Source organism: Microvirga sp. (assembly GCF_014699075.1).
Taxonomy (GTDB): Bacteria; Pseudomonadota; Alphaproteobacteria; order Rhizobiales; family Beijerinckiaceae; genus Microvirga.
The window spans coordinates 32,508-51,602 of the sequence record NZ_JACXAB010000015.1 but is presented as its reverse complement, the minus strand read 5'-3'; the positions used below and the strand labels follow the sequence as shown (position 1 = coordinate 51,602).

Sequence of the window (19,095 nt, the reverse complement as noted above, 5' to 3'; positions counted from 1 at the left end):
CGTCATGGCACGTTCGCTTTGGAAGGGTCCGTTCGTCGACGGCTACCTCCTCAAGAAGGCCGAGGCTGCCCGTTCCTCGGGCCGCAACGAGGTTATCAAGATCTGGAGCCGCCGCTCCACGATCCTCCCGCAGTTTGTGGGCCTCACGTTCGGGGTCTACAACGGTCAGAAGCACATTCCCGTCAACGTGAGCGAGGAAATGGTGGGTCACAAGTTCGGCGAGTTCTCGCCGACCCGCACCTTCCACGGCCACGCGGCGGACAAGAAGGCGAAGAGGAAGTAAGATGGGTAAGGCCGCGACTCCTCGCGCACTGAGTGACACAGAGGCACAAGCCGTCGCTCGCATGCTGCGCGTCAGCCCCCAGAAGCTCAACCTTGTTGCGGCCCTTATCCGCGGCAAGAAGGTTTCTGCGGCTCTCGCCGATCTCGAGTTCTCCCGCAAGCGCATCGCTCGCGACGTGAAGAAGTGCCTCGAGAGCGCCATTGCCAATGCCGAGAACAACCACAATCTCGATGTGGACGATCTCGTCGTGAGCCAGGCCTTCGTCGGCAAGGCGCTTGTCATGAAGCGCTTCCACGCCCGGGCCCGTGGCCGGGGTGCTCGTATCGAAAAGCCGTTCTCGAACCTCACTATCGTGGTTCGGGAAGTTGCCGAACAGGCATAAAGGAGAACCAGATGGGTCAGAAAGTTAACCCGATCGGTCTTCGGCTCGGCATCAACCGGACCTGGGACTCGCGCTGGTTCGCCGGCAAGGGCGAGTACGCCAAGCTGATGCACGAGGATATGGCGATCCGCGAAGCGCTGATGAAGCAGCTGAAGCAGGCCGCCGTTTCGAAGATTGTGATCGAGCGTCCGCACAAGAAGTGCCGCGTCACCATTCACTCGGGTCGTCCGGGCGTGGTGATCGGCAAGAAGGGTGCCGACATCGAGAAGCTCCGCAAGCTCGTCGCTAAGATGACCGACGCGGATGTGGCGATCAACATCGTCGAAGTCCGCAAGCCGGAAGTTGACGCGACGCTGGTGGCCGATTCCATCGCCCAGCAGCTCGAGCGCCGCGTTGCGTTCCGCCGCGCCATGAAGCGCGCCGTTCAATCGGCGATGCGTCTGGGCGCCGAGGGCATCCGTATCAACTGCTCAGGCCGTCTGGGTGGCGCTGAAATCGCCCGCCTGGAATGGTACCGCGAGGGCCGCGTTCCGCTGCACACCCTGCGTGCGGACGTGGATTACGGAACGTCCACGGCTTTCACGACCTATGGCACCTGCGGCATCAAGGTCTGGATCTTCAAGGGTGAAATCCTTGAGCACGATCCGATGGCCCAGGACAAGCGGATGAACGACGAAGGAGGCCGCTCCGGTGGCCGCCGCGAGCAAGCGGCGTAACCGAGAGGTCAGGAGAGGTTTGCCATGTTGCAACCGAAGAAAACCAAGTTCCGTAAGCAATTCAAGGGCCGCATTTCCGGCACTGCGAAGGGCGGCACGGACCTCAACTTCGGCCAGTTCGGCCTGAAGGCGATGGAACCCGAGCGTGTCAACGCTCGCCAGATCGAGGCGGCTCGCCGCGCCATCACCCGCGCCATGAAGCGCGCGGGCCGGGTGTGGATCCGCATCTTCCCGGACGTGCCGGTGTCGTCGAAGCCGACCGAAGTGCGTATGGGTAAGGGTAAGGGCGCTCCCGAATTCTGGGCGGCCAAGGTGAAGCCTGGCCGTATCATGTTCGAGATCGACGGCGTGCCGGAGGATATCGCTCGTGAGGCCTTGCGCCTCGGCGCTGCGAAGCTTCCGATCAAGACGCGCTTCATCCAGCGCATCGCCGAGTAAGGAGGGGATCATGAAAACGAAGCAGAGATTCTCTGACCTTAAGGCAATGTCCGCCGACCAGCTGTCGGATGAGCTGCTGAACCTGAAGAAGGAGCAGTTCAACCTCCGCTTCCAGCGCGCCACGGGCCAGCTTGAGAACACCGGACGCGTCCGTGAGGTCCGTCGGGATGTCGCCCGCGTCAAGACACTGCAGCGCCAGAAGGCCGCTGCGGCCAAGGCTTAAGAGGAAATCAAGATGCCAAAGCGCGTTTTGCAGGGCGTCGTTGTCAGCGATAAGCAGGACAAGACGGTCGTTGTGAAGGTGGAGCGTCGCTTTACGCACCCGGTTCTGAAGAAGACCGTGCGTAAGACGAAGAACTACCATGCTCATGACGAGAACAACAATGCCAAGGTGGGCGACCAGGTCTTCATCGAAGAAACCAAGCCGTTCTCCAAGCTCAAGACCTGGGTGCTCGTCGACCAAGCGAAGGCCTAAAAAGCTTTCTTTTGGGGTTGTCCGATAGGGGCGGTTCGTGTAATACGACCGCCTCTCTCGACATTTGAAGGGCAGGGGACATCAGATCCCCGTCAGGCGTAGTCCGGGGGGCAATCGTGCCTATGCCCGGAAACCTGTCTGAAACAAAGGAAAGGATCAAAGCCATGATCCAGATGCAGACGAATCTTGACGTCGCCGACAATTCCGGCGCCCGTCGCGTGATGTGCATCAAGGTTCTCGGCGGTTCGAAGCGTAAGTACGCTTCCGTGGGCGATATCATCGTCGTATCCGTGAAAGAAGCTATCCCGCGCGGTCGCGTGAAGAAGGGCGACGTCATGAAGGCGGTCGTCGTGCGCACCGCCAAGGACATCCGCCGCGCTGACGGTTCGGTCATCCGTTTCGACCGCAATGCCGCCGTTCTGATCAACAATCAGAAAGAGCCGGTCGGCACCCGTATCTTCGGCCCCGTTCCGCGTGAGCTGCGTGCCAAGAACCACATGAAAATCATTTCGCTTGCGCCGGAGGTGCTCTAATGGCCGCGAAGATCAAGAAGGGCGACAAGGTCGTCGTCCTGACCGGTCGCGACAAGGGCAAGACCGGTGAAGTTGTCCAGGTGCTCCCGAAGGAAGAACGCGCGGTTGTCCGTGGCGTGAACGTCGTGAAGCGCCACCAGCGTCAGACGGCAAGCTCGGAAGCCGGCATCATCTCGAAAGAGGCCGCCATCCACCTGTCGAACCTGGCCTACGCAGACCCCAAGGACGGCAAGCCGACCCGGGTTGGTTTCAAAGTTCTCGAAGACGGCCGCAAGGTCCGTTTCGCCAAGCGTTCGGGGGACCTGATCGATGGCTAAGGCTCAGGTGGACGGCTACACGCCGCGGATGAAGAAGCACTACGAGGAAGTGGTGCGTCCGAAGCTGATTGAAGAATTCGGCTACAAGAACCCCATGGAAGTGCCGGCGATCGAGAAGATCGTCCTCAACATGGGCGTTGGCGAGTCGACTGCGGACTCGAAGAAGGCTTCGGTCGCCGCTGCCGATCTCGCTCTCATCGCCGGCCAGAAGCCGGTGATCACAAAGGCCCGCAAGGCTATCTCGCAGTTCAAGGTTCGCGAGAACATGCCGATCGGTGCCAAGGTTACGCTGCGCAAGGCTCGCATGTACGAGTTCCTTGATCGCTTCGTGACCATCGCGCTCCCGCGCGTCCGCGACTTCCGGGGCCTGAACCCGAAGTCGTTCGACGGCCGCGGCAACTACGCAATGGGCATCAAGGAGCACCTGGTGTTCCCTGAGATCAATTACGACAGGGTCGAGCAGGTTTGGGGCATGGACGTCATCATCACCACTACGGCGAAGACTGACGACGAAGCCCGCGCCCTGCTGCGTCACTTCAACTTCCCGTTCCGGCAGTGAGGATAACTGTCCTCAAACGCGGACACTGGAGATAAAAGCATGGCTAAGAAAAGCGCTATTGAGAAGAACAAGCACCGTCGTGAGCTGGTGAAGAAGTTCGCCGGCCGCCGTGAGCGCCTCCTGGCGGTCGCCAACGACGAGTCGAAGTCCATGGAGGAGCGCTTCGAGGCGCGCCTCAAGCTGGCCGAGCTGCCGCGCAACGCGAGCCCGACCCGCATCCGCAACCGTTGCGAGATCACGGGCCGTCCCCGCGCTTACTACCGCAAGCTCGGCATGTCCCGTATCGCTCTGCGCGAGCTCGGCAACAAGGGCCTGATTCCAGGCCTCGTGAAGTCCAGCTGGTAGGGGGGAGGGCATCATATGATCAACGATCCGTTGGGCGATATGCTCACCCGTATCCGCAACGCGCAGATGCGCCGTCGCGGTACCGTCTCCACCCCTGGCTCGAAGCTGCGCGCTCGCGTTCTTGAGGTTCTCAAGTCCGAGGGCTACATCCGCGACTACTCGCAGACAGAGTTCGGCAACGGCCGGACCGAGTTCTCGATCGAGCTCAAGTACTATGACGGCCAGCCGGTGATCCGCTCCATCGAGCGCGTCTCCAAGCCCGGCCGCCGCGTGTATGCCTCCGTCGATACCATGCCTCGCGTGGCCGACGGCCTGGGCATCACCATTCTCTCGACGCCCCAGGGCGTGATGGCCGATCACGAGGCCCGGGAGAAGAACGTGGGCGGCGAAGTGCTCTGCAAGGTCTTCTAAGGCCAAGCACCCGCACAGAACCACGAGGATTCGAAAATGTCACGAGTAGGCAAGAAGCCCGTTCCGGTTCCGTCAGGTGTGACGGCGACCGTTGACGGTCAGATGGTGAAGGTTAAGGGCTCGAAGGGCGAACTCTCGTTCCTCGTTCCCGAAGAAGTCTTGGTTGCTTTCGAGGACGGCGCCGTGTCGGTGAACCCGCGCGATGAGTCCAAGACGGCCCGTGCGAAGTGGGGTATGTCCCGCGCCCAGGTGGCGAACCTGGTCGAAGGCGTGTCCAAAGGCTTCGAGAAGCGCCTTGAGATCAACGGCGTCGGCTACAAGGCCGCCGTTGCCGGCAAGGTGCTGAAGCTGTCGCTGGGCTACAGCCACGACATCGACTATGCGATTCCGGCCGGCGTGACGATCACGACGCCGAAGCCGACGGAAGTCGTTGTGGCCGGCATCGACAAGCAGGTCGTTGGTCAGACTGCCGCCGAGATCCGCGAATACCGCGGTCCGGAGCCCTACAAGGGCAAGGGCGTCAAGTATGCCAACGAGTTCATCTTCCGCAAGGAAGGCAAGAAGAAGTAAGGACGACGTATCATGGCTGAGAAGAAAGGCGCTGAAGATCGCCGCAAGGCTCGTGTGCGCCGTGCGATCAAGAAAGCAGCGAACGGTCGTCCGCGTTTGTCGGTCTTCCGTTCGTCCAAGCAGATCTATGCCCAGATCATCGACGACGTGCGCGGCCATACGGTCGCTGCGGCTTCGACCCTCGAGACTGACCTGAAGGGCAAGCTCAAGACCGGCGCCACTGTCGATGCGGCGAAGGAAGTGGGCAAGCTCGTCGCTGAGCGCGCGGTTGCGGCCGGCGTCAAGCAGGTCATTTTCGACCGCTCGGGCTACCTCTATCACGGTCGCGTCAAGGCCCTGGCTGACGCTGCCCGTGAAGGCGGTCTGGATTTCTAACGGCGGGTTTAATCCAAGCAACCCTTAGCGAGCGGGCCCGCCGCCCGCGCAAGTGAGAGGTCTCATGGCTAGAGAACCAAGAGAACGTGCTGATCGCGAAGAGCGCGACAGCGAATTCGTGGACCGCCTGGTCCACATCAACCGCGTCGCCAAGGTGGTGAAGGGCGGCCGTCGGTTCGGCTTTGCTGCTCTCGTCGTCGTCGGCGACCAGAAGGGCCGCGTCGGCTTCGGTCACGGCAAGGCCCGTGAAGTGCCGGAAGCCATCCGCAAGGCCACGGACGCTGCCAAGCGCTCCATGATCCGCGTTGCCCTTCGCGAAGGCCGCACCCTGCATCACGACGTGAACGGCCGCCACGGCGCCGGCAAGGTTGTGCTCCGTGCTGCTCCCCAGGGTACCGGCATCATCGCCGGCGGCCCAATGCGCGCCGTCTTCGAGGTGGTGGGCATGCAGGACGTGGTTGCCAAGTCGCTCGGCTCGTCGAACCCGTACAATCTCGTCCGCGCAACCTTCGATGCGCTCAAGAACGAGGATAGCCCGCGTTCGGTCGCCGCTCGCCGTGGCCTGAAGGTCTCGACGCTGCAGGCTCGCCGCCGCGATGCTGATGTCAGCGAAGCCGCTGGCGCTGAAGCGTAAGGAAGGCTGTAACCATGGCACAGAGGCCTGCTGCTGCAGCATCCACCGTCACCGTTGAGCAGATCGGTTCGCCGATCCGCCGCGAGTCCAAGCAGCGCCAGACGCTGATCGGCCTCAAGCTCAACAAGCTTCACCGTACTTCGACCTTGGAAGACACGCCGGCAATTCGCGGTATGATCGAAAAGGTCAAGCACCTCGTGCGCGTTGTCGACGGGCAGTGAGGAGAGCGTCATGAAACTTAATGAAATTCGTGACAACGAAGGTTCTACCAAGAACCGCATGCGTGTCGGCCGTGGTATCGGCTCCGGCAAGGGCAAGACCGGTGGTCGCGGCGTGAAGGGACAGAAGTCCCGTACCGGCGTGTCCATCAAGGGCTTCGAAGGCGGCCAGATGCCTCTGCATCGCCGTCTGCCGAAGCGCGGCTTCAACAAGCCGAACCAGATTGACCTCAACGAGGTCAATGTCGGCCGCATCCAGCAGGCGATCGAAGCCGGCAAGCTCGACACGGGCGCTGCCATCACGGTCGAGACTCTGGTGGCTGCCGGTGTGGTCTCCAAGCCGCGCGACGGCGTGAAGATCCTCGGCGTCGGCGAGCTCAAGACGAAGCTCTCCTTCCAGGTCCACGGCGCCTCGAAGTCGGCCGTCGAAGCGATCGAGAAGGCTGGTGGCTCTGTCACCCTGCTGGGTGGCGTTGCGCAGGCGTGAGCCAGCGCCCACATTGACTAAGATCCAAGCGGCGGCCCGCGTTATGATCGCGTGGCCGCCGTTTGCGTGATACTGTCACGGTTCAAGTATTTCGGGGACACCATTATGGCCTCAGCAGCCGAGCAACTTGCGGCAAATATCAATTTCGGCGCCATTGCCAAGGCCGATGAGCTGAAGAAGCGCATCTGGTTCACCTTGGGCGCCCTGATCGTCTATCGTCTCGGCACCTACATCCCGCTGCCCGGCATCAACCCGGAAGCCCTGGCGCAGAGCTTCCAGAACGCCAGCGGCGGCGTGCTTGGCCTCTTCAACATGTTCTCGGGCGGCGCCGTGGAGCGCATGGCGATCTTCGCCCTGAACATCATGCCGTACATTTCAGCCTCGATCATTGTTCAGCTCCTGACCTCCGTTCTTCCTTCTCTTGAAGCGCTCAAGAAGGAAGGGGAGGCCGGCCGCAAGATCCTGAACCAGTACACCCGCTATCTCACGGTGATGCTGGCTGTGTTCCAGTCGTGGGGCATTGCCGTGGGCCTGCAAAGCTCCGGCACGATCGTGGATGCACCCGGTCCGTTCTTCCTGATCTCGTCCGTGATCACCCTGACGGGCGGCACCATGTTCCTCATGTGGCTGGGCGAGCAGATCACGTCCCGCGGCATCGGCAACGGCACGTCGCTGATCATCTTCGCCGGTATCGTGGCCAATCTCCCATCGGCGATCGCCGGTACCCTCGAGCTCGGCCGTCAGGGGGCTATCTCCACGGGCCTGATCATCGGCGTGATCGTGATGGCTGTCGCCATCATCTACTTCGTGGTGTTCATGGAGCGCGCCCAGCGCCGCCTCCTCATCAACTATCCGAAGCGTCAGGTCGGCAACCGCATGTACGAGGGCCAGACCTCGTTCCTGCCGCTCAAGCTGAACACCTCGGGCGTGATCCCGCCGATCTTCGCCTCCTCGCTTCTGCTGCTGCCGGCGACCATTGCCAGCTTCCAGAGCAACGCGGACGGGACGGGGTTCATTGCCACGCTAACAGCCTATCTCGCCCACGGACGTCCTGCCTACATGTTCCTGTATGCGGCCCTGATCGTGTTCTTCGCGTTCTTCTACACGGCTATCGTCTTCAATCCCACGGAGACAGCGGACAACCTGAAGAAGCAGGGCGGCTTCATTCCTGGCATCCGTCCTGGTGAGCGGACAGCGGACTTCATCGACCAGGTTCTGACCCGCATCACGGTGCTCGGTGCGATTTACCTGGTGATCATCTGCCTTATTCCCGAACTGCTGGTGTCTTATGCGGCTTTGCCATTCTACTTTGGCGGGACTTCGCTTCTGATCGTCGTGTCTGTTACCATGGACACGGTTGCTCAGGTGCACGGTCACCTGCTCGCCCACCAGTATGAGGGCCTCGTCAAGAAGGCGAAGCTCAAGGGTGCACGCAGACGCTAACAACAGATATCTCGCCCGAAGGCGAGCATTCTCGACGAAGTCAGGGGGGCGTCGATGAGGATCATCCTGCTGGGGCCGCCGGGGGCCGGTAAAGGCACTCAGGCTGTACGTCTGGTCGAGAGGCTGGGGATTCCCCAGCTTTCGACGGGCGATATGCTCCGCGCAGCCGTGGCGGCCGGCACGCCGGTCGGCCTCAAGGCCAAGGCCGTCATGGACCGGGGTGAGTTGGTGTCTGACGACATTGTCGTCGGCATCATCGCCGATCGGATCGAGGAGCATGACGCCAAGACCGGCTTCATCCTCGACGGCTTTCCCAGGACTGTTGCCCAGGCCGAGGCTTTCGACCGGATGTTGGCGGACAAGGGCCTGAAGCTCGACGCTGTCATCGAGTTCAAGGTCAACGAGACTGAACTGGTTGAGCGGATCGTCAAGCGGGCCAAGGAAACCGAGGCCCGTGGTGAACCTGTCCGTAAGGATGACAACCCGGAGGTCTTCAAGACCCGGCTTGACGCCTACAGAAATCAGACGGCTCCGCTCTCGGCCTACTACGAGCGTACGGGCATGCTGAAGACCGTCGATGGCATGAAACCCATCGACGATGTGACCCAGGCGATCAGGGAAATCCTCGGCCGCTGAAGGGCAGGGGCTTGACGGACGGGTTAATTTCCGTTAGGGGCAAGCTCTTGCACAAGAACCTGCATATCCAGAGGGCTTCATGAGAGGCCGCTCTGGATTGTTGTGTTTTTCGCATAAGGAACCCGCGCAGGGGCCGGCCTCCACCGGACGCGCGATAATCATAACCCGAAGCTTTTGCTTCTTATATGGAGACGGACGATGGCCCGTATAGCAGGCGTCAACATCCCGACTGCCAAGCGCGTTGTAATCGCGCTTCAGTACATCCACGGCATTGGGCCCAAAAAGGCCCAGGAGATCGTCGAGAAGGTCAACATCCCGGCCGAGCGCCGCGTGAACCAGCTGACCGACGCCGAGGTTCTGGCCATCCGCGAGACCATCGACCGCGACTACATCGTCGAGGGCGACCTGCGCCGCGAAGTGTCCATGAACATCAAGCGCCTGATGGACCTCGCTGCCTACCGTGGCCTGCGCCACCGACGCAGCCTGCCGGTCCGCGGCCAGCGCACGCACACGAATGCCCGCACCCGCAAGGGCAAGTCGAAGCCGATCGCCGGCAAGAAGAAGTAAGGTTTTGCGGCCACCCCTGGCGGGTGGCCCTTTCTCCCGAGCGCCTGGCATGACGGGCGCGCTTGAAGGATCTTTGGAATGGCTAAAGAAGCTACCCGCGTCCGCCGCCGCGAACGCAAGAACATCGTTTCCGGCGTGGCGCATGTGAACGCCTCGTTCAACAACACCATGATCACCATCACCGACGCCCAGGGCAACACGATCTCGTGGTCCTCGGCCGGCGCGATGGGTTTCAAGGGTTCGCGTAAGTCGACCCCTTATGCGGCTCAGATCGCCGCTGAAGACGCTGCCCGCAAGGCTTCCGAGCACGGCATGCGCACCCTTGAGGTCGAGGTGTCGGGTCCCGGCTCCGGCCGCGAGTCCGCCCTGCGCGCCCTTCAGTCGGCCGGTTTTACCGTCACCTCGATCCGTGACGTGACGCCGATCCCGCACAATGGCTGCCGCCCGCGCAAGCGTCGCCGCGTCTAAGGTTATCCTGCGCGTGGGGCACCCCCACGCGCGTTCCGGTTTCAAGGGCTGGCCCCGAGGCCTTCCCTTCAAGCCGTACCTCGAGAGGTGTGGTTGTGATCCAAAAGAACTGGCAAGAGCTGATTAAGCCGAACAAGCTCGAAGTCTCCCCAGGCGACGATCCGAAGCGTATTGCGACGGTTGTTGCGGAGCCGCTCGAGCGTGGCTTCGGCACGACGCTCGGAAACTCCCTGCGCCGTGTCCTGCTGTCGTCCCTCCAGGGCGCCGCCGTGACGGCCGTCCATATCGACGGCGTGCTGCACGAGTTCTCGTCCATTCCGGGTGTCCGCGAGGACGTGACGGACATCGTCCTCAACGTGAAGACGATCGCCATCAAGATGCAGAGCGAAGGCGCCAAGCGCATGACGCTCCGCAAGACCGGCCCTGGCGCCGTGACGGCTGGCGACATCAACACGGTCGGCGATGTGCAGATCCTGAACCCCGAGCTCGTGCTCTGCACCCTCGACGAGGGCGCCGAGATCCGCATGGAGTTCACGGTCGACACCGGCAAGGGCTACGTTCCCGCCGAGCGCAACCGCACCGAGGACGCGCCGATTGGCCTGATCCCGGTCGACTCGCTCTACAGCCCGGTGAAGAAGGTCTCCTATCGTATCGAGAACACCCGTGAGGGCCAGATCCTCGACTACGACAAGCTGATCATGACGGTGGAGACCAACGGCGCTGTGACGCCTGAGGATGCCGTGGCCTATGCCGCCCGCATTCTGCAGGACCAGCTCCAGGTCTTCGTCAACTTCGAAGAGCCCCGCAAGGAAGAGGCTGCCGCCGCTGCGCCGCAGCTGCCTTTCAACCCGGCGCTCCTCAAGAAGGTGGACGAGCTCGAACTGTCGGTCCGTTCGGCAAACTGCCTGAAGAACGACAACATCGTCTACATTGGCGACCTGATCCAGAAGTCCGAGGCGGAAATGCTCCGCACCCCGAACTTCGGCCGCAAGTCGCTCAACGAGATCAAGGAAGTTCTGGCCGGCATGGGCCTGCACCTGGGCATGGACGTGCCGGGCTGGCCGCCGGAGAACATCGAAGATCTCGCGAAGCGCTTCGAAGAGCACTACTAAGAATCCCGAAGCCGCTCCTCATTCGTGATGGGCGGCTTCGATACAACCCCGTCGGAAACCGGCGGATCAAAAGAGAGACGGTCCGTCCCTTGGCACGGCGGCCGGAAAACCAAGGAGAAAGCCAATGCGTCACGGATTCCGTGGTCGTCGCTTCAACCGCACGACCGAACACCGCAAGGCCATGTTCGCCAATATGGCGGCTGCCCTGATCAAGCACGAGCAGATCGTCACGACGCTCCCGAAGGCCAAGGACCTGCGTCCGGTCGTGGAGAAGCTGATCACCCTCGGCAAGCGCGGTGACATGCATGCCCGCCGCCTCGCCATGTCGAAGCTGCGCGACGAAACCATGGTCAAGAAGCTCTTCGACGTGCTCGGCAAGCGCTACGGCGACCGCAACGGCGGCTACACCCGCGTCCTAAAGGCCGGCTTCCGCTACGGCGACAACGCCCCGCTGGCCGTGATCGAGTTCGTAGACCGCGACGTGGATGCGCGCGGCCAGGATTCGGGCCCGACCATGAAGGAAGAGATCATCGAGGCCGCCGAGTAACTCTTGGTGCAGGCGATCTATCAAGGGCGGCTTTCGAGCCGCCCTTTTTGTTTGCGCGCCTGTGTCCCCAGGTGCCCGGTGGAGCTTGGACTTTCGCGCCCGGCGTTCTATCGAAGGGCATCGCTGAATGAGGGATTCCTGGCCATGCGCTTCTCGCTGCTTCGCCTTGCTGTGACTTTTGCCGCGCTCGCTCTCGGAGCAGGCGGAGCTCAGGCCCAGACGCAACGGGTCGTGCCCGAGAGCAAGGCCCAGGTCCAGCTCTCCTTCGCGCCCATTGTGCGGCAGACCGCGGGTGCGGTGGTCAACGTCTACGCCAAGCGGAACGATCGCCGGCAGAATGCCGCCATCGAGGAGTATTTCCGCCGCTTCTTCGGCGACAACGCACCTGGCGTTCCCCGGGGTCGATCCCAGAGCTCCCTCGGCTCGGGGGTCATTGTCGATGCTTCGGGCCTCGTGATCACGAACAACCACGTGATCGAGAACATGACCGAGGTGAAGGTGGCGCTTGCCGACCGCCGGGAGTTCGAAGCCGATATCCTGCTGCGTGACTCACGCACGGATATCGCCGTGCTCAAGCTGAAGGACGCCACCAACCTTCAGGCGGTGGAACTGGGCGACTCCGAGGCCCTGCAGGTGGGCGACATCGTGCTCGCGATCGGCAATCCTTTCGGTGTGGGCCAGACGGTAACGCAGGGCATCGTCTCGGCCTTGGCACGAACCCAGGTCGGGATCTCCGACTACCAGTTCTTCATCCAGACGGATGCGGCTATCAACCCGGGTAACTCAGGCGGCGCCCTCATCGACATGAACGGCCGGGTGGTGGGCATCAATACGGCCATTTATTCGCGCTCCGGCGGCAGCATCGGCATCGGCTTTGCCGTGCCGTCCAGCATGGTCCGGGTGGTGCTCAATTCCGCCAGGGGCGGCGCCAAGAACGTGGTGCGGCCCTGGCTCGGAGCGCGCCTCCAGCCCGTCGACGGCGATATCGCCACTGGATTGGGCCTGGAGCGCCCGACCGGCGTTCTGGTGACCGCCGTCTATGACAAGGGGCCGGCGGCCGAAGCCGGGCTTAAGCGGGGCGATGCCATCCTGGAGGTCGACGGGCAGCCGGTCGATAATCCTGATTCCTTCGGCTACCGATTCACCCTCAAGGGAACACAAGGGCAAGCGCCTCTGACCGTCCTGCGCGGCGGAAAGCAGAGTACGATCCAAGTGCGGCTCATGCCGCCGCCCGAAAACCCGCTGCGGGATCCGGTGCGCAGCCGCGGACGGACGCCATTCACTGGTGCGACTCTCGTCAACATGTCGCCGGCGGTCGCCGACGAGCTGCAGATCGATGTGGCCGATGACGGTGTCGTCGTGGCCGAACTGGAGGAGCGCAGCGTCGCCGCGAGCGTCGGTTTCGAGAAGGGCGACCAGATCGTCGCCATCAACGGCGAACGTGTGGCCAATACCCGTGACGCGGATCGCCTGATCAACCGGAACGGCGGCTATTGGGAGATCACCGTCAGCCGTGGCGGGCGGACCTTCACGACGGTGCTGGGCCGCTAAGCGCGACGGCGGCGTCCGGATCGGCTATGGATGACGGGTCAATTTGAGTCCCTGTTCATCATGAGCGACCTGTTCTCCTCCGCCGGCCTTGACCAGAACGCACCCCGCCCGCTGGCGGACAGGATGCGGCCGACAAAGCTCTCCGAAGTGGTCGGCCAGGATCATCTCGTGGGGCCGGATGGCATCCTCACCCGGCTCATCGCCTCGAAGTCTCTTGGCTCGCTGATCTTCTGGGGACCGCCCGGCACAGGCAAGACCACGGTCGCCCGGCTGATGGCGCATGAGACGGATCTGCATTTCGACCAGATATCAGCAATCTTCTCCGGCGTGGCGGATCTCAAGAAGGTCTTCGAGGCCGCCCGGCATCGCCGGTCCATGGGCACGGGCACGCTGCTCTTCGTCGACGAGATCCACCGCTTCAACCGGGCCCAGCTCGATGCCTTTCTCCCTGTCATGGAGGACGGCACAATCACCCTGGTCGGCGCCACCACGGAAAACCCGTCCTTCGAGCTGAACGCCGCGCTTCTCTCCCGCGCCCGGGTGCTCCTGTTCAAGTCCCTTGACGAGGATGCCATCGGAAAGATCCTGGTGCGCGCCGAGGAGATCACGGGCAAGAGCCTTCCGCTCGACGAGGAGGCAAGGGCATCCCTCGTGCGCATGGCGGACGGCGACGGCCGGGCCGTGCTGACGCTGGCGGAGGAAGTCTGGCGCTCGGCCAAGCCCGGCGAGGTCTTCGACGCGGAGCAACTGCAGGAGATCATCCAGCGCCGCGCGCCCATCTATGACAAGGGGCAGGAGGGGCACTACAACCTCATCTCGGCCCTGCATAAGACCATCCGCGGCTCCGACCCGGACGCCGCGCTTTATTATCTGGCCCGGATGCTCGACGCGGGCGAGGACAGGCTCTTCATCGCCCGCCGTCTGGTGCGGGCGGCGGTGGAGGATATCGGCATGGCCGATCCGCAGGCCTTGGTTATTGCGAACGCGGCCAAGGATGCCTTCGATTTCCTCGGCTCGCCGGAAGGGGAGCTGGCGCTCGCCCAGGCGGCGGTCTACCTCGCCACCGCGCCGAAATCGAATGCGCTCTACACGGCCTACAAGGCGTCCATGCGAGTGGCGAAGGAGCACGGCTCCCTCATGCCGCCGAAGACAATCCTGAATGCTCCGACCAAGCTCATGAAGCAGATCGGCTACGGCGAGAGCTATGCTTACGACCATGACGAGCCGGATGCCTTCTCAGGCCAGGATTACTGGCCGGACAAGCTCGGGCGGCAATCGTTCTACGCACCCGTGGATCGTGGCTTCGAGCGGGAGATCCGCAAGCGGCTGGACTGGTGGGAGAGGCTGCGCCGAAATCGGTGGGGCGAAGGTGGCGAGGACTAGCCCATGAAAGCCTATCTCCTCGTTTTCCTCGGCGCCGGCATCGGCGGAGCTCTGCGTCATGGGGTGAATGTCGGCTGCGCCCGTCTGGGCGGAATGGCGTTTCAATGGGGTACGCTGACGGTGAACGTCGTCGGCTCCTTCCTCATGGGCGCCATCGCTGCATGGCTCGTCCTCAAGGCGGGGGAGGAGTGGAGCCAGCCGTTGCGGCTCTTCCTCACCACCGGCATTCTCGGCGGCTTCACCACCTTTTCGGCCTTTTCCCTGGATGCGGTGCTGATCTGGGAGCGGGGACAGATGGGGCTCGCTATGGCTTACGTGGGCGCTTCGGTGGTGCTTTCGATTGCCGGACTGCTCGCCGGTCTGGCGTTGGTCCGGACGTTCACGGCTTAAACCTCGATTGCCGCCCGCGCGGCGCTCTGGTACCCACAGATCATGAGAAAAAGTGGTTCAGGACAGAATGGTGCCCACGGCGGGCGGAAGGAATCTCGGCAGGGCTTTCGCTCGCGCGAGGACAAGCCCGCGCGCAAGGCAGCCCCGGCGAAGCCGCGCGGCGTGAAATCGGCTGCGGCCAAGACGCGGGCGCCCTCAGCGGTGCGAGAAAAACCCGTCGCGGCACGGCCGCAAGCAAAGCCTGCGATCACGGAGGCTCCGCGCCAGACCCGCGCGCAAGCCAGGGCGGACGCCCAGGAGGTTCTGGCGACCGGCGTGCAGACCCTCGTGGTCGAGCCCGATGAAGCTGACATGCGCGTCGACCGCTTCCTGGTCGCGCGGTTCCCGCAGTTGGCCTTCACGCATATTCAGCGCATCGTCCGTAAAGGCGAGCTGCGCATCGACGGCAAGCGGGCGCAGCCCAACGAGCGGCTTGTGGCTGGCCAGAAGGTCAGGGTGCCGCCGCTCAAGCTCGACCAGCAGCGCCCGGTCTCCCGCAGCCCAGCCAAGGATCAGGACGAGCGCGATTTCCTGAAGTCGATCACGCTCTATGAGGACAAGGACGTCCTCATCATCAACAAGCCGATGGGGCTTGCCGTTCAGGGCGGCTCGGGCACCAAGCGGCATGTGGACGGGATGCTTGATTCCCTCGCCGGCGAAGATGGGCAGAAGCCGCGTCTCGTGCATCGCCTCGACAAGGATACGGCGGGCTGCCTCGTGATCGCGAAGACCCGCTTTGCCGCCTCCACCATGGCGAAGTCCTTCCGCGCCCGCACCACGCGCAAGATCTATTGGGCGCTGGTTGCCGGCGTGCCGCGCGTCCGGCAGGGCAGGGTCTCCACCTATCTCGCCAAGGAAGGCGAGGAGGGCGACGCACGCATGAAGGTGGCCCAGCACGGCGACGAGGGGGCAAGCCACGCGCTGACCTATTACGCCGTGATCGACACGGCGGCGCAGAAGCTCGCCTGGCTGTCTCTGAAGCCAGTGACGGGGCGCACGCATCAGCTACGCGCGCACGCGGCACATATCGGCCATCCCATCGTCGGCGATCCGAAGTACTTCGACATCGAGAATTGGGAGCTGCCCGGCGGCATCCAGAACAAGCTGCATCTTCTGGCGCGCCGCATCGTCATCGCCCATCCACGAACGGGCAAGCCTATCGATGTAACGGCGCCTCTGCCGCCGCACATGCAGCAGAGCTTCAACCTGCTCGGTCTCGACACGAGCCAGTACGATCCCATCGTCGAGGCGCCCGAAGACTAGGGCATCTTGTCGACAATCCGAGCCTACGGCGCGGCGCCTGCGGAAGCGGGCTCCCGTGCGGCTCTCCGGAACAGCCAGGCCGATAGGAGCCACAGGGCGGAAAAGAACCCGGTCAGGACCACGATCACGCGCGGCCAGTTCTCCCCGGTGGAGCCTAGCCCGGCACTCAGAGCGATGACCCCAACCAGTGCTTGAGCAAGCGCCGTCGCGACCAAGACGTGTGCCATGCGGCGAGGGTCGAAACGCACGATGAGGCCACCGAGAACCGCGACGGCGAGCACGCCGGCGTACATCAGGTTGGCCGGGTTATTCTCGGACCCAATGATGCCGACGGCAAGGTTCATCCAGATGAGGATGAAGGCGGCCACGAAAGCAACACCGACGGCGGCTCGGTAGGCGGTGTTTCCCGTCATCCTGGCCGCCAGCTCGTAGGCACCGCATGCGCCGAAAAGCATGGCGCCGAACACGATGAAGTCCGTCTCGTCCCAGTTCACCTCATCGGTGAACCGCATCGCCGCCAAGGGAAAAGCCAGGAGGAGCGCTGTGACCATCCAGGGTGCCAGCCGCCACACATGCCAGCGCTGTCCGCTGCTGTTTTCCGAGCTTCCTGCCATGGCCCGCTCCCGTATGCGCGTGGGACCCTCAAATTAGCTCAAGGCTGGTCGATTTCCCATCCTGTCGCACTTTCGCCGCGCGGCCAGCGCAGCATCGGTCATCTCACTCAGCCATCCGGTTGTCTGAGCATTGAGCATCGGATGGATCCGGAACGTGCAAGTCCACATTCCGGTTCGATGCTCGGCAAGGAGGGAGATCGATGGAACACAAGCATCTTGATCAGCTCCGTAGCGTAGCCGACGTTCAGCCGAGACCTTTGTCCCGTGAGGAACGACTTCAGCGTTGGATCGCCCTGCTCGAAAGCGACCCGAAACGCTCCCTGAACTCCCTTGGTGAAATCGAGTACAAGCCACCGTCCGAGAGAGCATTGATCCGCGAGGACAATTCTCCGCTCACGGTCGCTTACGAGGATCCGGTCCTACGCGCCGATGGCCTTGCAAGCGACAGGCTCGGCGATGTCATGCGCTATTTCGCCCTCTCGGACGGTCAGGCTCATTACGCGCTCTGCTCATGCCTCAGCGGGCGCACGATGGATGCTTCGACCTGCGCACAGAGACTGCGGAATGCGACCGGCAATGTCGCCTGGGAATCGGCTTTGGGCGCCTGGGCGCTGGCCGCTCTCGCGGTGAGCCTGCCGGGCCTCGTATACCTGCTCGGCTGACGCAAATTGCATCACCTGCCGACCCATACATCAGGAGGCCCATCGTCTCCTGATGCTGCCTTGGCCGTTGCAGGCTCGCTCTGAATCAGGGACAAAGCAGCAGATCGGATAAAGGCACTTCCATCATGCTGCATATCGCGCCTGTGACCCTCTCGACGGACCGTCTGACCTTGCGTCCCTTAAGCCCCTCCGACATTCCGGCGCTGACAGAGGCTGCGAGCGATGGTGAACTCTGGGAGAAGAAGACCACGACCGTGCCACGGCCGGAGGGCTTTGATGCTTATGTGCAGAAGGCTTTGGAACTGCAGGAGGCCGGTCTTGCGCTGCCCTTCACCACGGTCGTGAACGAGGGGAGTCGGGTCATCGGCTCGACCCGGTTCATGAACATCGACGCTGCCAACCACCGGGTCGAGATCGGCACCACCTGGATCGCGAGATCCTGGCAGCGGACCTTCGTCAACACCCACGCGAAGTTCCTCATGCTGCGGCACGCCTTTGAGGTCCTGGGCTGCAACGCAGTGGAATTGCGGACTCATCGTCTCAATGATCAATCCCGCGCCGCCATCGAGCGCCTCGGCGCCAAGCTCGACGGCATCCTGCGCCAGCACATGGTCATGCCCGACGGGCATATTCGCGACACTGCGGTCTACAGCATTGTGCGGGACGAGTGGCCGACGGTGAAAGCCGGGCTTGAGCGGAAGATGGCCTTGAAGTGAGGTGGTATCGGTCTCAGATGAAGCTGTGTTCCCGCAGACTTCGGATGGAGGTGGCTGCATTCCTGTGGTGAATGAAGACGCCGCCCGCACCCTCCCAGAGGTGGCGGTACTTGTCGCGGTCGTCGACCAGCGCATCGCCGGGGCGGCAATGCTCGCGCTTCAGGGCCGCGGTCGTTGTGATCACCTCTGTGCCCGGGAAATGCCGCGTGGCCCAGCGGCGTTTCTGCGGCTCGGCCCAGTTGCCGCGGGGCAGGCCCGTCAGGATCACGGGATGGAGGTGCTTCACGGCCTCGAACAGCTCCATGGCATCGGGCAGGGGGGCCAGGCTGTTGAAGAAATCCTCGGCGGAGGCCAGTTCCGACCAGAACCGCTTCAGGCCGAACCGGCGCTCATATTCGGCGGGTGGCATGCCAAAGATCTGGGCTGCGCCCTTGTCGAAATCCGCCAAGACCCCGTCGCAGTCAAGGAACACGGTCGGCATGCTGGCTGGTCCTCCCTTCGATCCGCTAGGCCGAAACCCGGCCGGGATCCGGATTGTTCCTGGTCCCCATAAGCTCGATCCTGGCCGCTTTCGGAACGCTGCCTGGGGGATTACGTTGGAATTTCAAGCAGTGTTCATCAGATGAGTTGAGCCATGAGCAGCGACGTTCGTGACAATGTGGATCGGCATCGGTTCGAGCTGGAGCGCAATGGGCAGCTGGCCTTCGCGACCTATGAGCGGCGCGGGTCCGATCTCGTGATCCGGCATGTGGAGGCTGCCATTCCGCTACGGGGCACGGGTGCCGCCGGCGAACTGATGAAGGGTGTAGCCGAGATTGCCCGCTCCGAGGGGCGAAAGATTGCGCCTCTGTGCAGCTATGCCTTCACCTGGATGCGCCGGCACAAGGAATACAGCGACCTTCTGAACTGAGTGCTTGAACCCCCTCCATTCGACGGGTGTGCCCATTCGCCGTACTGCGGA

The 19,095-nt window shown here is 62.9% G+C and carries 31 protein-coding genes; 29 read left to right on the top strand and 2 right to left on the bottom strand.

Going from position 1 to position 19,095, the window contains the following annotated elements; all coding sequences use genetic code 11:
• Positions 1-4: 4 nt before the first annotated feature.
• The 26 genes from rpsS (at position 5) to IC232_RS18740 (ending at position 16,142) form a co-directional block, all read left to right on the top strand.
• Complete coding sequence (rpsS, locus tag IC232_RS18865; RefSeq protein ID WP_036352963.1) at positions 5-283, top strand: 30S ribosomal protein S19; 279 nt, start codon at positions 5-7, stop codon at positions 281-283.
• A gap of 1 nt (position 284) precedes the next feature.
• Positions 285-665 (top strand): 50S ribosomal protein L22, encoded by a 381-nt coding sequence (rplV, locus tag IC232_RS18860; protein WP_036352967.1) that lies wholly within the window; start codon positions 285-287, stop codon positions 663-665.
• An 11-nt stretch (positions 666-676) separates the two neighbouring features.
• Entirely contained in the window at positions 677-1,381 is a 705-nt protein-coding gene (gene rpsC, locus IC232_RS18855; RefSeq protein ID WP_036352970.1) for a 30S ribosomal protein S3, read from the top strand.
• Positions 1,382-1,405: 24 nt separating this feature from the next.
• Entirely contained in the window at positions 1,406-1,819 is a 414-nt protein-coding gene (rplP, locus tag IC232_RS18850) for a 50S ribosomal protein L16 (RefSeq protein ID WP_036352973.1), read from the top strand.
• Between the two features lie 10 nt (positions 1,820-1,829).
• On the top strand, positions 1,830-2,042 hold the full coding sequence (rpmC, locus tag IC232_RS18845) for a 50S ribosomal protein L29 (protein WP_190846515.1): 213 nt from the start codon (positions 1,830-1,832) through the stop codon (positions 2,040-2,042).
• A gap of 12 nt (positions 2,043-2,054) precedes the next feature.
• Positions 2,055-2,294 carry a 30S ribosomal protein S17 gene (gene rpsQ, locus IC232_RS18840; RefSeq protein WP_036352979.1) on the top strand — a complete coding sequence of 80 codons (240 nt, stop codon included), beginning with the start codon at positions 2,055-2,057 and terminating at the stop codon, positions 2,292-2,294.
• Between the two features lie 164 nt (positions 2,295-2,458).
• The gene (gene rplN / locus IC232_RS18835; RefSeq protein WP_009764309.1) at positions 2,459-2,827 is read left to right on the top strand and encodes a 50S ribosomal protein L14; all 369 of its coding nucleotides are present in this window, start codon (positions 2,459-2,461) and stop codon (positions 2,825-2,827) included.
• On the top strand, positions 2,827-3,144 hold the full coding sequence (gene rplX, locus IC232_RS18830; RefSeq protein ID WP_190846514.1) for a 50S ribosomal protein L24: 318 nt from the start codon (positions 2,827-2,829) through the stop codon (positions 3,142-3,144). The genes rplN and rplX overlap by 1 nt, the downstream gene beginning before the upstream one ends.
• Entirely contained in the window at positions 3,137-3,703 is a 567-nt protein-coding gene (gene rplE / locus IC232_RS18825; protein WP_183450873.1) for a 50S ribosomal protein L5, read from the top strand. Before rplX ends, rplE begins: the two co-directional genes overlap by 8 nt.
• A 39-nt stretch (positions 3,704-3,742) precedes the next feature.
• Positions 3,743-4,048, top strand: a complete 306-nt coding sequence (rpsN, locus tag IC232_RS18820) for a 30S ribosomal protein S14 (protein WP_036352989.1) — start codon at positions 3,743-3,745, stop codon at positions 4,046-4,048.
• 15 nt (positions 4,049-4,063) lie between these two features.
• Positions 4,064-4,459, top strand: a complete 396-nt coding sequence (gene rpsH, locus IC232_RS18815; RefSeq protein WP_036352993.1) for a 30S ribosomal protein S8 — start codon at positions 4,064-4,066, stop codon at positions 4,457-4,459.
• A gap of 36 nt (positions 4,460-4,495) precedes the next feature.
• On the top strand, positions 4,496-5,029 hold the full coding sequence (gene rplF / locus IC232_RS18810) for a 50S ribosomal protein L6 (protein ID WP_190846513.1): 534 nt from the start codon (positions 4,496-4,498) through the stop codon (positions 5,027-5,029).
• A 12-nt stretch (positions 5,030-5,041) separates the two neighbouring features.
• Positions 5,042-5,404: a 50S ribosomal protein L18 gene (gene rplR, locus IC232_RS18805; protein ID WP_190846512.1), complete on the top strand. Its 363-nt coding sequence runs from the start codon at positions 5,042-5,044 to the stop codon at positions 5,402-5,404.
• 64 nt (positions 5,405-5,468) lie between these two features.
• Positions 5,469-6,038: a 30S ribosomal protein S5 gene (gene rpsE, locus IC232_RS18800; protein ID WP_009764316.1), complete on the top strand. Its 570-nt coding sequence runs from the start codon at positions 5,469-5,471 to the stop codon at positions 6,036-6,038.
• Positions 6,039-6,052: 14 nt separating this feature from the next.
• The gene (rpmD, locus tag IC232_RS18795) at positions 6,053-6,259 is read left to right on the top strand and encodes a 50S ribosomal protein L30 (RefSeq protein WP_190846511.1); all 207 of its coding nucleotides are present in this window, start codon (positions 6,053-6,055) and stop codon (positions 6,257-6,259) included.
• Positions 6,260-6,269: 10 nt separating this feature from the next.
• Positions 6,270-6,743, top strand: coding sequence for a 50S ribosomal protein L15 (rplO, locus tag IC232_RS18790; protein ID WP_190846510.1), 474 nt, complete (start codon positions 6,270-6,272; stop codon positions 6,741-6,743).
• 105 nt (positions 6,744-6,848) lie between these two features.
• Positions 6,849-8,186 (top strand): preprotein translocase subunit SecY, encoded by a 1,338-nt coding sequence (gene secY, locus IC232_RS18785; RefSeq protein ID WP_190846509.1) that lies wholly within the window; start codon positions 6,849-6,851, stop codon positions 8,184-8,186.
• 54 nt (positions 8,187-8,240) lie between these two features.
• Positions 8,241-8,822 carry an adenylate kinase gene (locus IC232_RS18780; RefSeq protein ID WP_190846508.1) on the top strand — a complete coding sequence of 194 codons (582 nt, stop codon included), beginning with the start codon at positions 8,241-8,243 and terminating at the stop codon, positions 8,820-8,822.
• 198 nt (positions 8,823-9,020) lie between these two features.
• Positions 9,021-9,389, top strand: coding sequence for a 30S ribosomal protein S13 (gene rpsM / locus IC232_RS18775; protein ID WP_036353015.1), 369 nt, complete (start codon positions 9,021-9,023; stop codon positions 9,387-9,389).
• A gap of 78 nt (positions 9,390-9,467) precedes the next feature.
• Entirely contained in the window at positions 9,468-9,857 is a 390-nt protein-coding gene (gene rpsK / locus IC232_RS18770) for a 30S ribosomal protein S11 (RefSeq protein WP_036353018.1), read from the top strand.
• Between the two features lie 89 nt (positions 9,858-9,946).
• Positions 9,947-10,969 carry a DNA-directed RNA polymerase subunit alpha gene (locus tag IC232_RS18765; protein ID WP_376771030.1) on the top strand — a complete coding sequence of 341 codons (1,023 nt, stop codon included), beginning with the start codon at positions 9,947-9,949 and terminating at the stop codon, positions 10,967-10,969.
• Between the two features lie 124 nt (positions 10,970-11,093).
• On the top strand, positions 11,094-11,516 hold the full coding sequence (gene rplQ / locus IC232_RS18760) for a 50S ribosomal protein L17 (RefSeq protein ID WP_036353021.1): 423 nt from the start codon (positions 11,094-11,096) through the stop codon (positions 11,514-11,516).
• Between the two features lie 144 nt (positions 11,517-11,660).
• Positions 11,661-13,067 carry a Do family serine endopeptidase gene (locus IC232_RS18755; RefSeq protein ID WP_190846506.1) on the top strand — a complete coding sequence of 469 codons (1,407 nt, stop codon included), beginning with the start codon at positions 11,661-11,663 and terminating at the stop codon, positions 13,065-13,067.
• A gap of 60 nt (positions 13,068-13,127) precedes the next feature.
• On the top strand, positions 13,128-14,450 hold the full coding sequence (locus tag IC232_RS18750; protein ID WP_190846536.1) for a replication-associated recombination protein A: 1,323 nt from the start codon (positions 13,128-13,130) through the stop codon (positions 14,448-14,450).
• A 3-nt stretch (positions 14,451-14,453) separates the two neighbouring features.
• Positions 14,454-14,840 carry a fluoride efflux transporter CrcB gene (crcB, locus tag IC232_RS18745; RefSeq protein WP_190846505.1) on the top strand — a complete coding sequence of 129 codons (387 nt, stop codon included), beginning with the start codon at positions 14,454-14,456 and terminating at the stop codon, positions 14,838-14,840.
• A 42-nt stretch (positions 14,841-14,882) separates the two neighbouring features.
• A complete protein-coding gene (locus IC232_RS18740) occupies positions 14,883-16,142 on the top strand; it encodes an RluA family pseudouridine synthase (RefSeq protein ID WP_190846504.1) in 1,260 nt (419 codons plus the stop codon).
• A gap of 23 nt (positions 16,143-16,165) precedes the next feature.
• Here IC232_RS18740 and IC232_RS18735 read toward each other — a convergent pair whose 3' ends face one another.
• A complete protein-coding gene (locus tag IC232_RS18735) occupies positions 16,166-16,756 on the bottom strand; it encodes a hypothetical protein (protein WP_190846503.1) in 591 nt (196 codons plus the stop codon).
• 200 nt (positions 16,757-16,956) lie between these two features.
• On the opposite strand from IC232_RS18735, the gene IC232_RS18730 reads away from it, so the two are divergent.
• A complete protein-coding gene (locus IC232_RS18730; RefSeq protein ID WP_190846502.1) occupies positions 16,957-17,418 on the top strand; it encodes a hypothetical protein in 462 nt (153 codons plus the stop codon).
• Between the two features lie 125 nt (positions 17,419-17,543).
• Positions 17,544-18,134 carry a GNAT family N-acetyltransferase gene (locus IC232_RS18725; protein WP_190846501.1) on the top strand — a complete coding sequence of 197 codons (591 nt, stop codon included), beginning with the start codon at positions 17,544-17,546 and terminating at the stop codon, positions 18,132-18,134.
• A gap of 13 nt (positions 18,135-18,147) precedes the next feature.
• On the opposite strand, the gene IC232_RS18720 is transcribed toward IC232_RS18725, so the two are convergent.
• Positions 18,148-18,615, bottom strand: a complete 468-nt coding sequence (locus IC232_RS18720; protein WP_190846500.1) for a 5' nucleotidase, NT5C type — start codon at positions 18,613-18,615, stop codon at positions 18,148-18,150.
• A gap of 153 nt (positions 18,616-18,768) precedes the next feature.
• Between IC232_RS18720 and IC232_RS18715 the strand changes: the two genes are divergently transcribed.
• Positions 18,769-19,044, top strand: coding sequence for a GNAT family N-acetyltransferase (locus IC232_RS18715; RefSeq protein WP_190846499.1), 276 nt, complete (start codon positions 18,769-18,771; stop codon positions 19,042-19,044).
• Positions 19,045-19,095 lie beyond the last annotated feature (51 nt).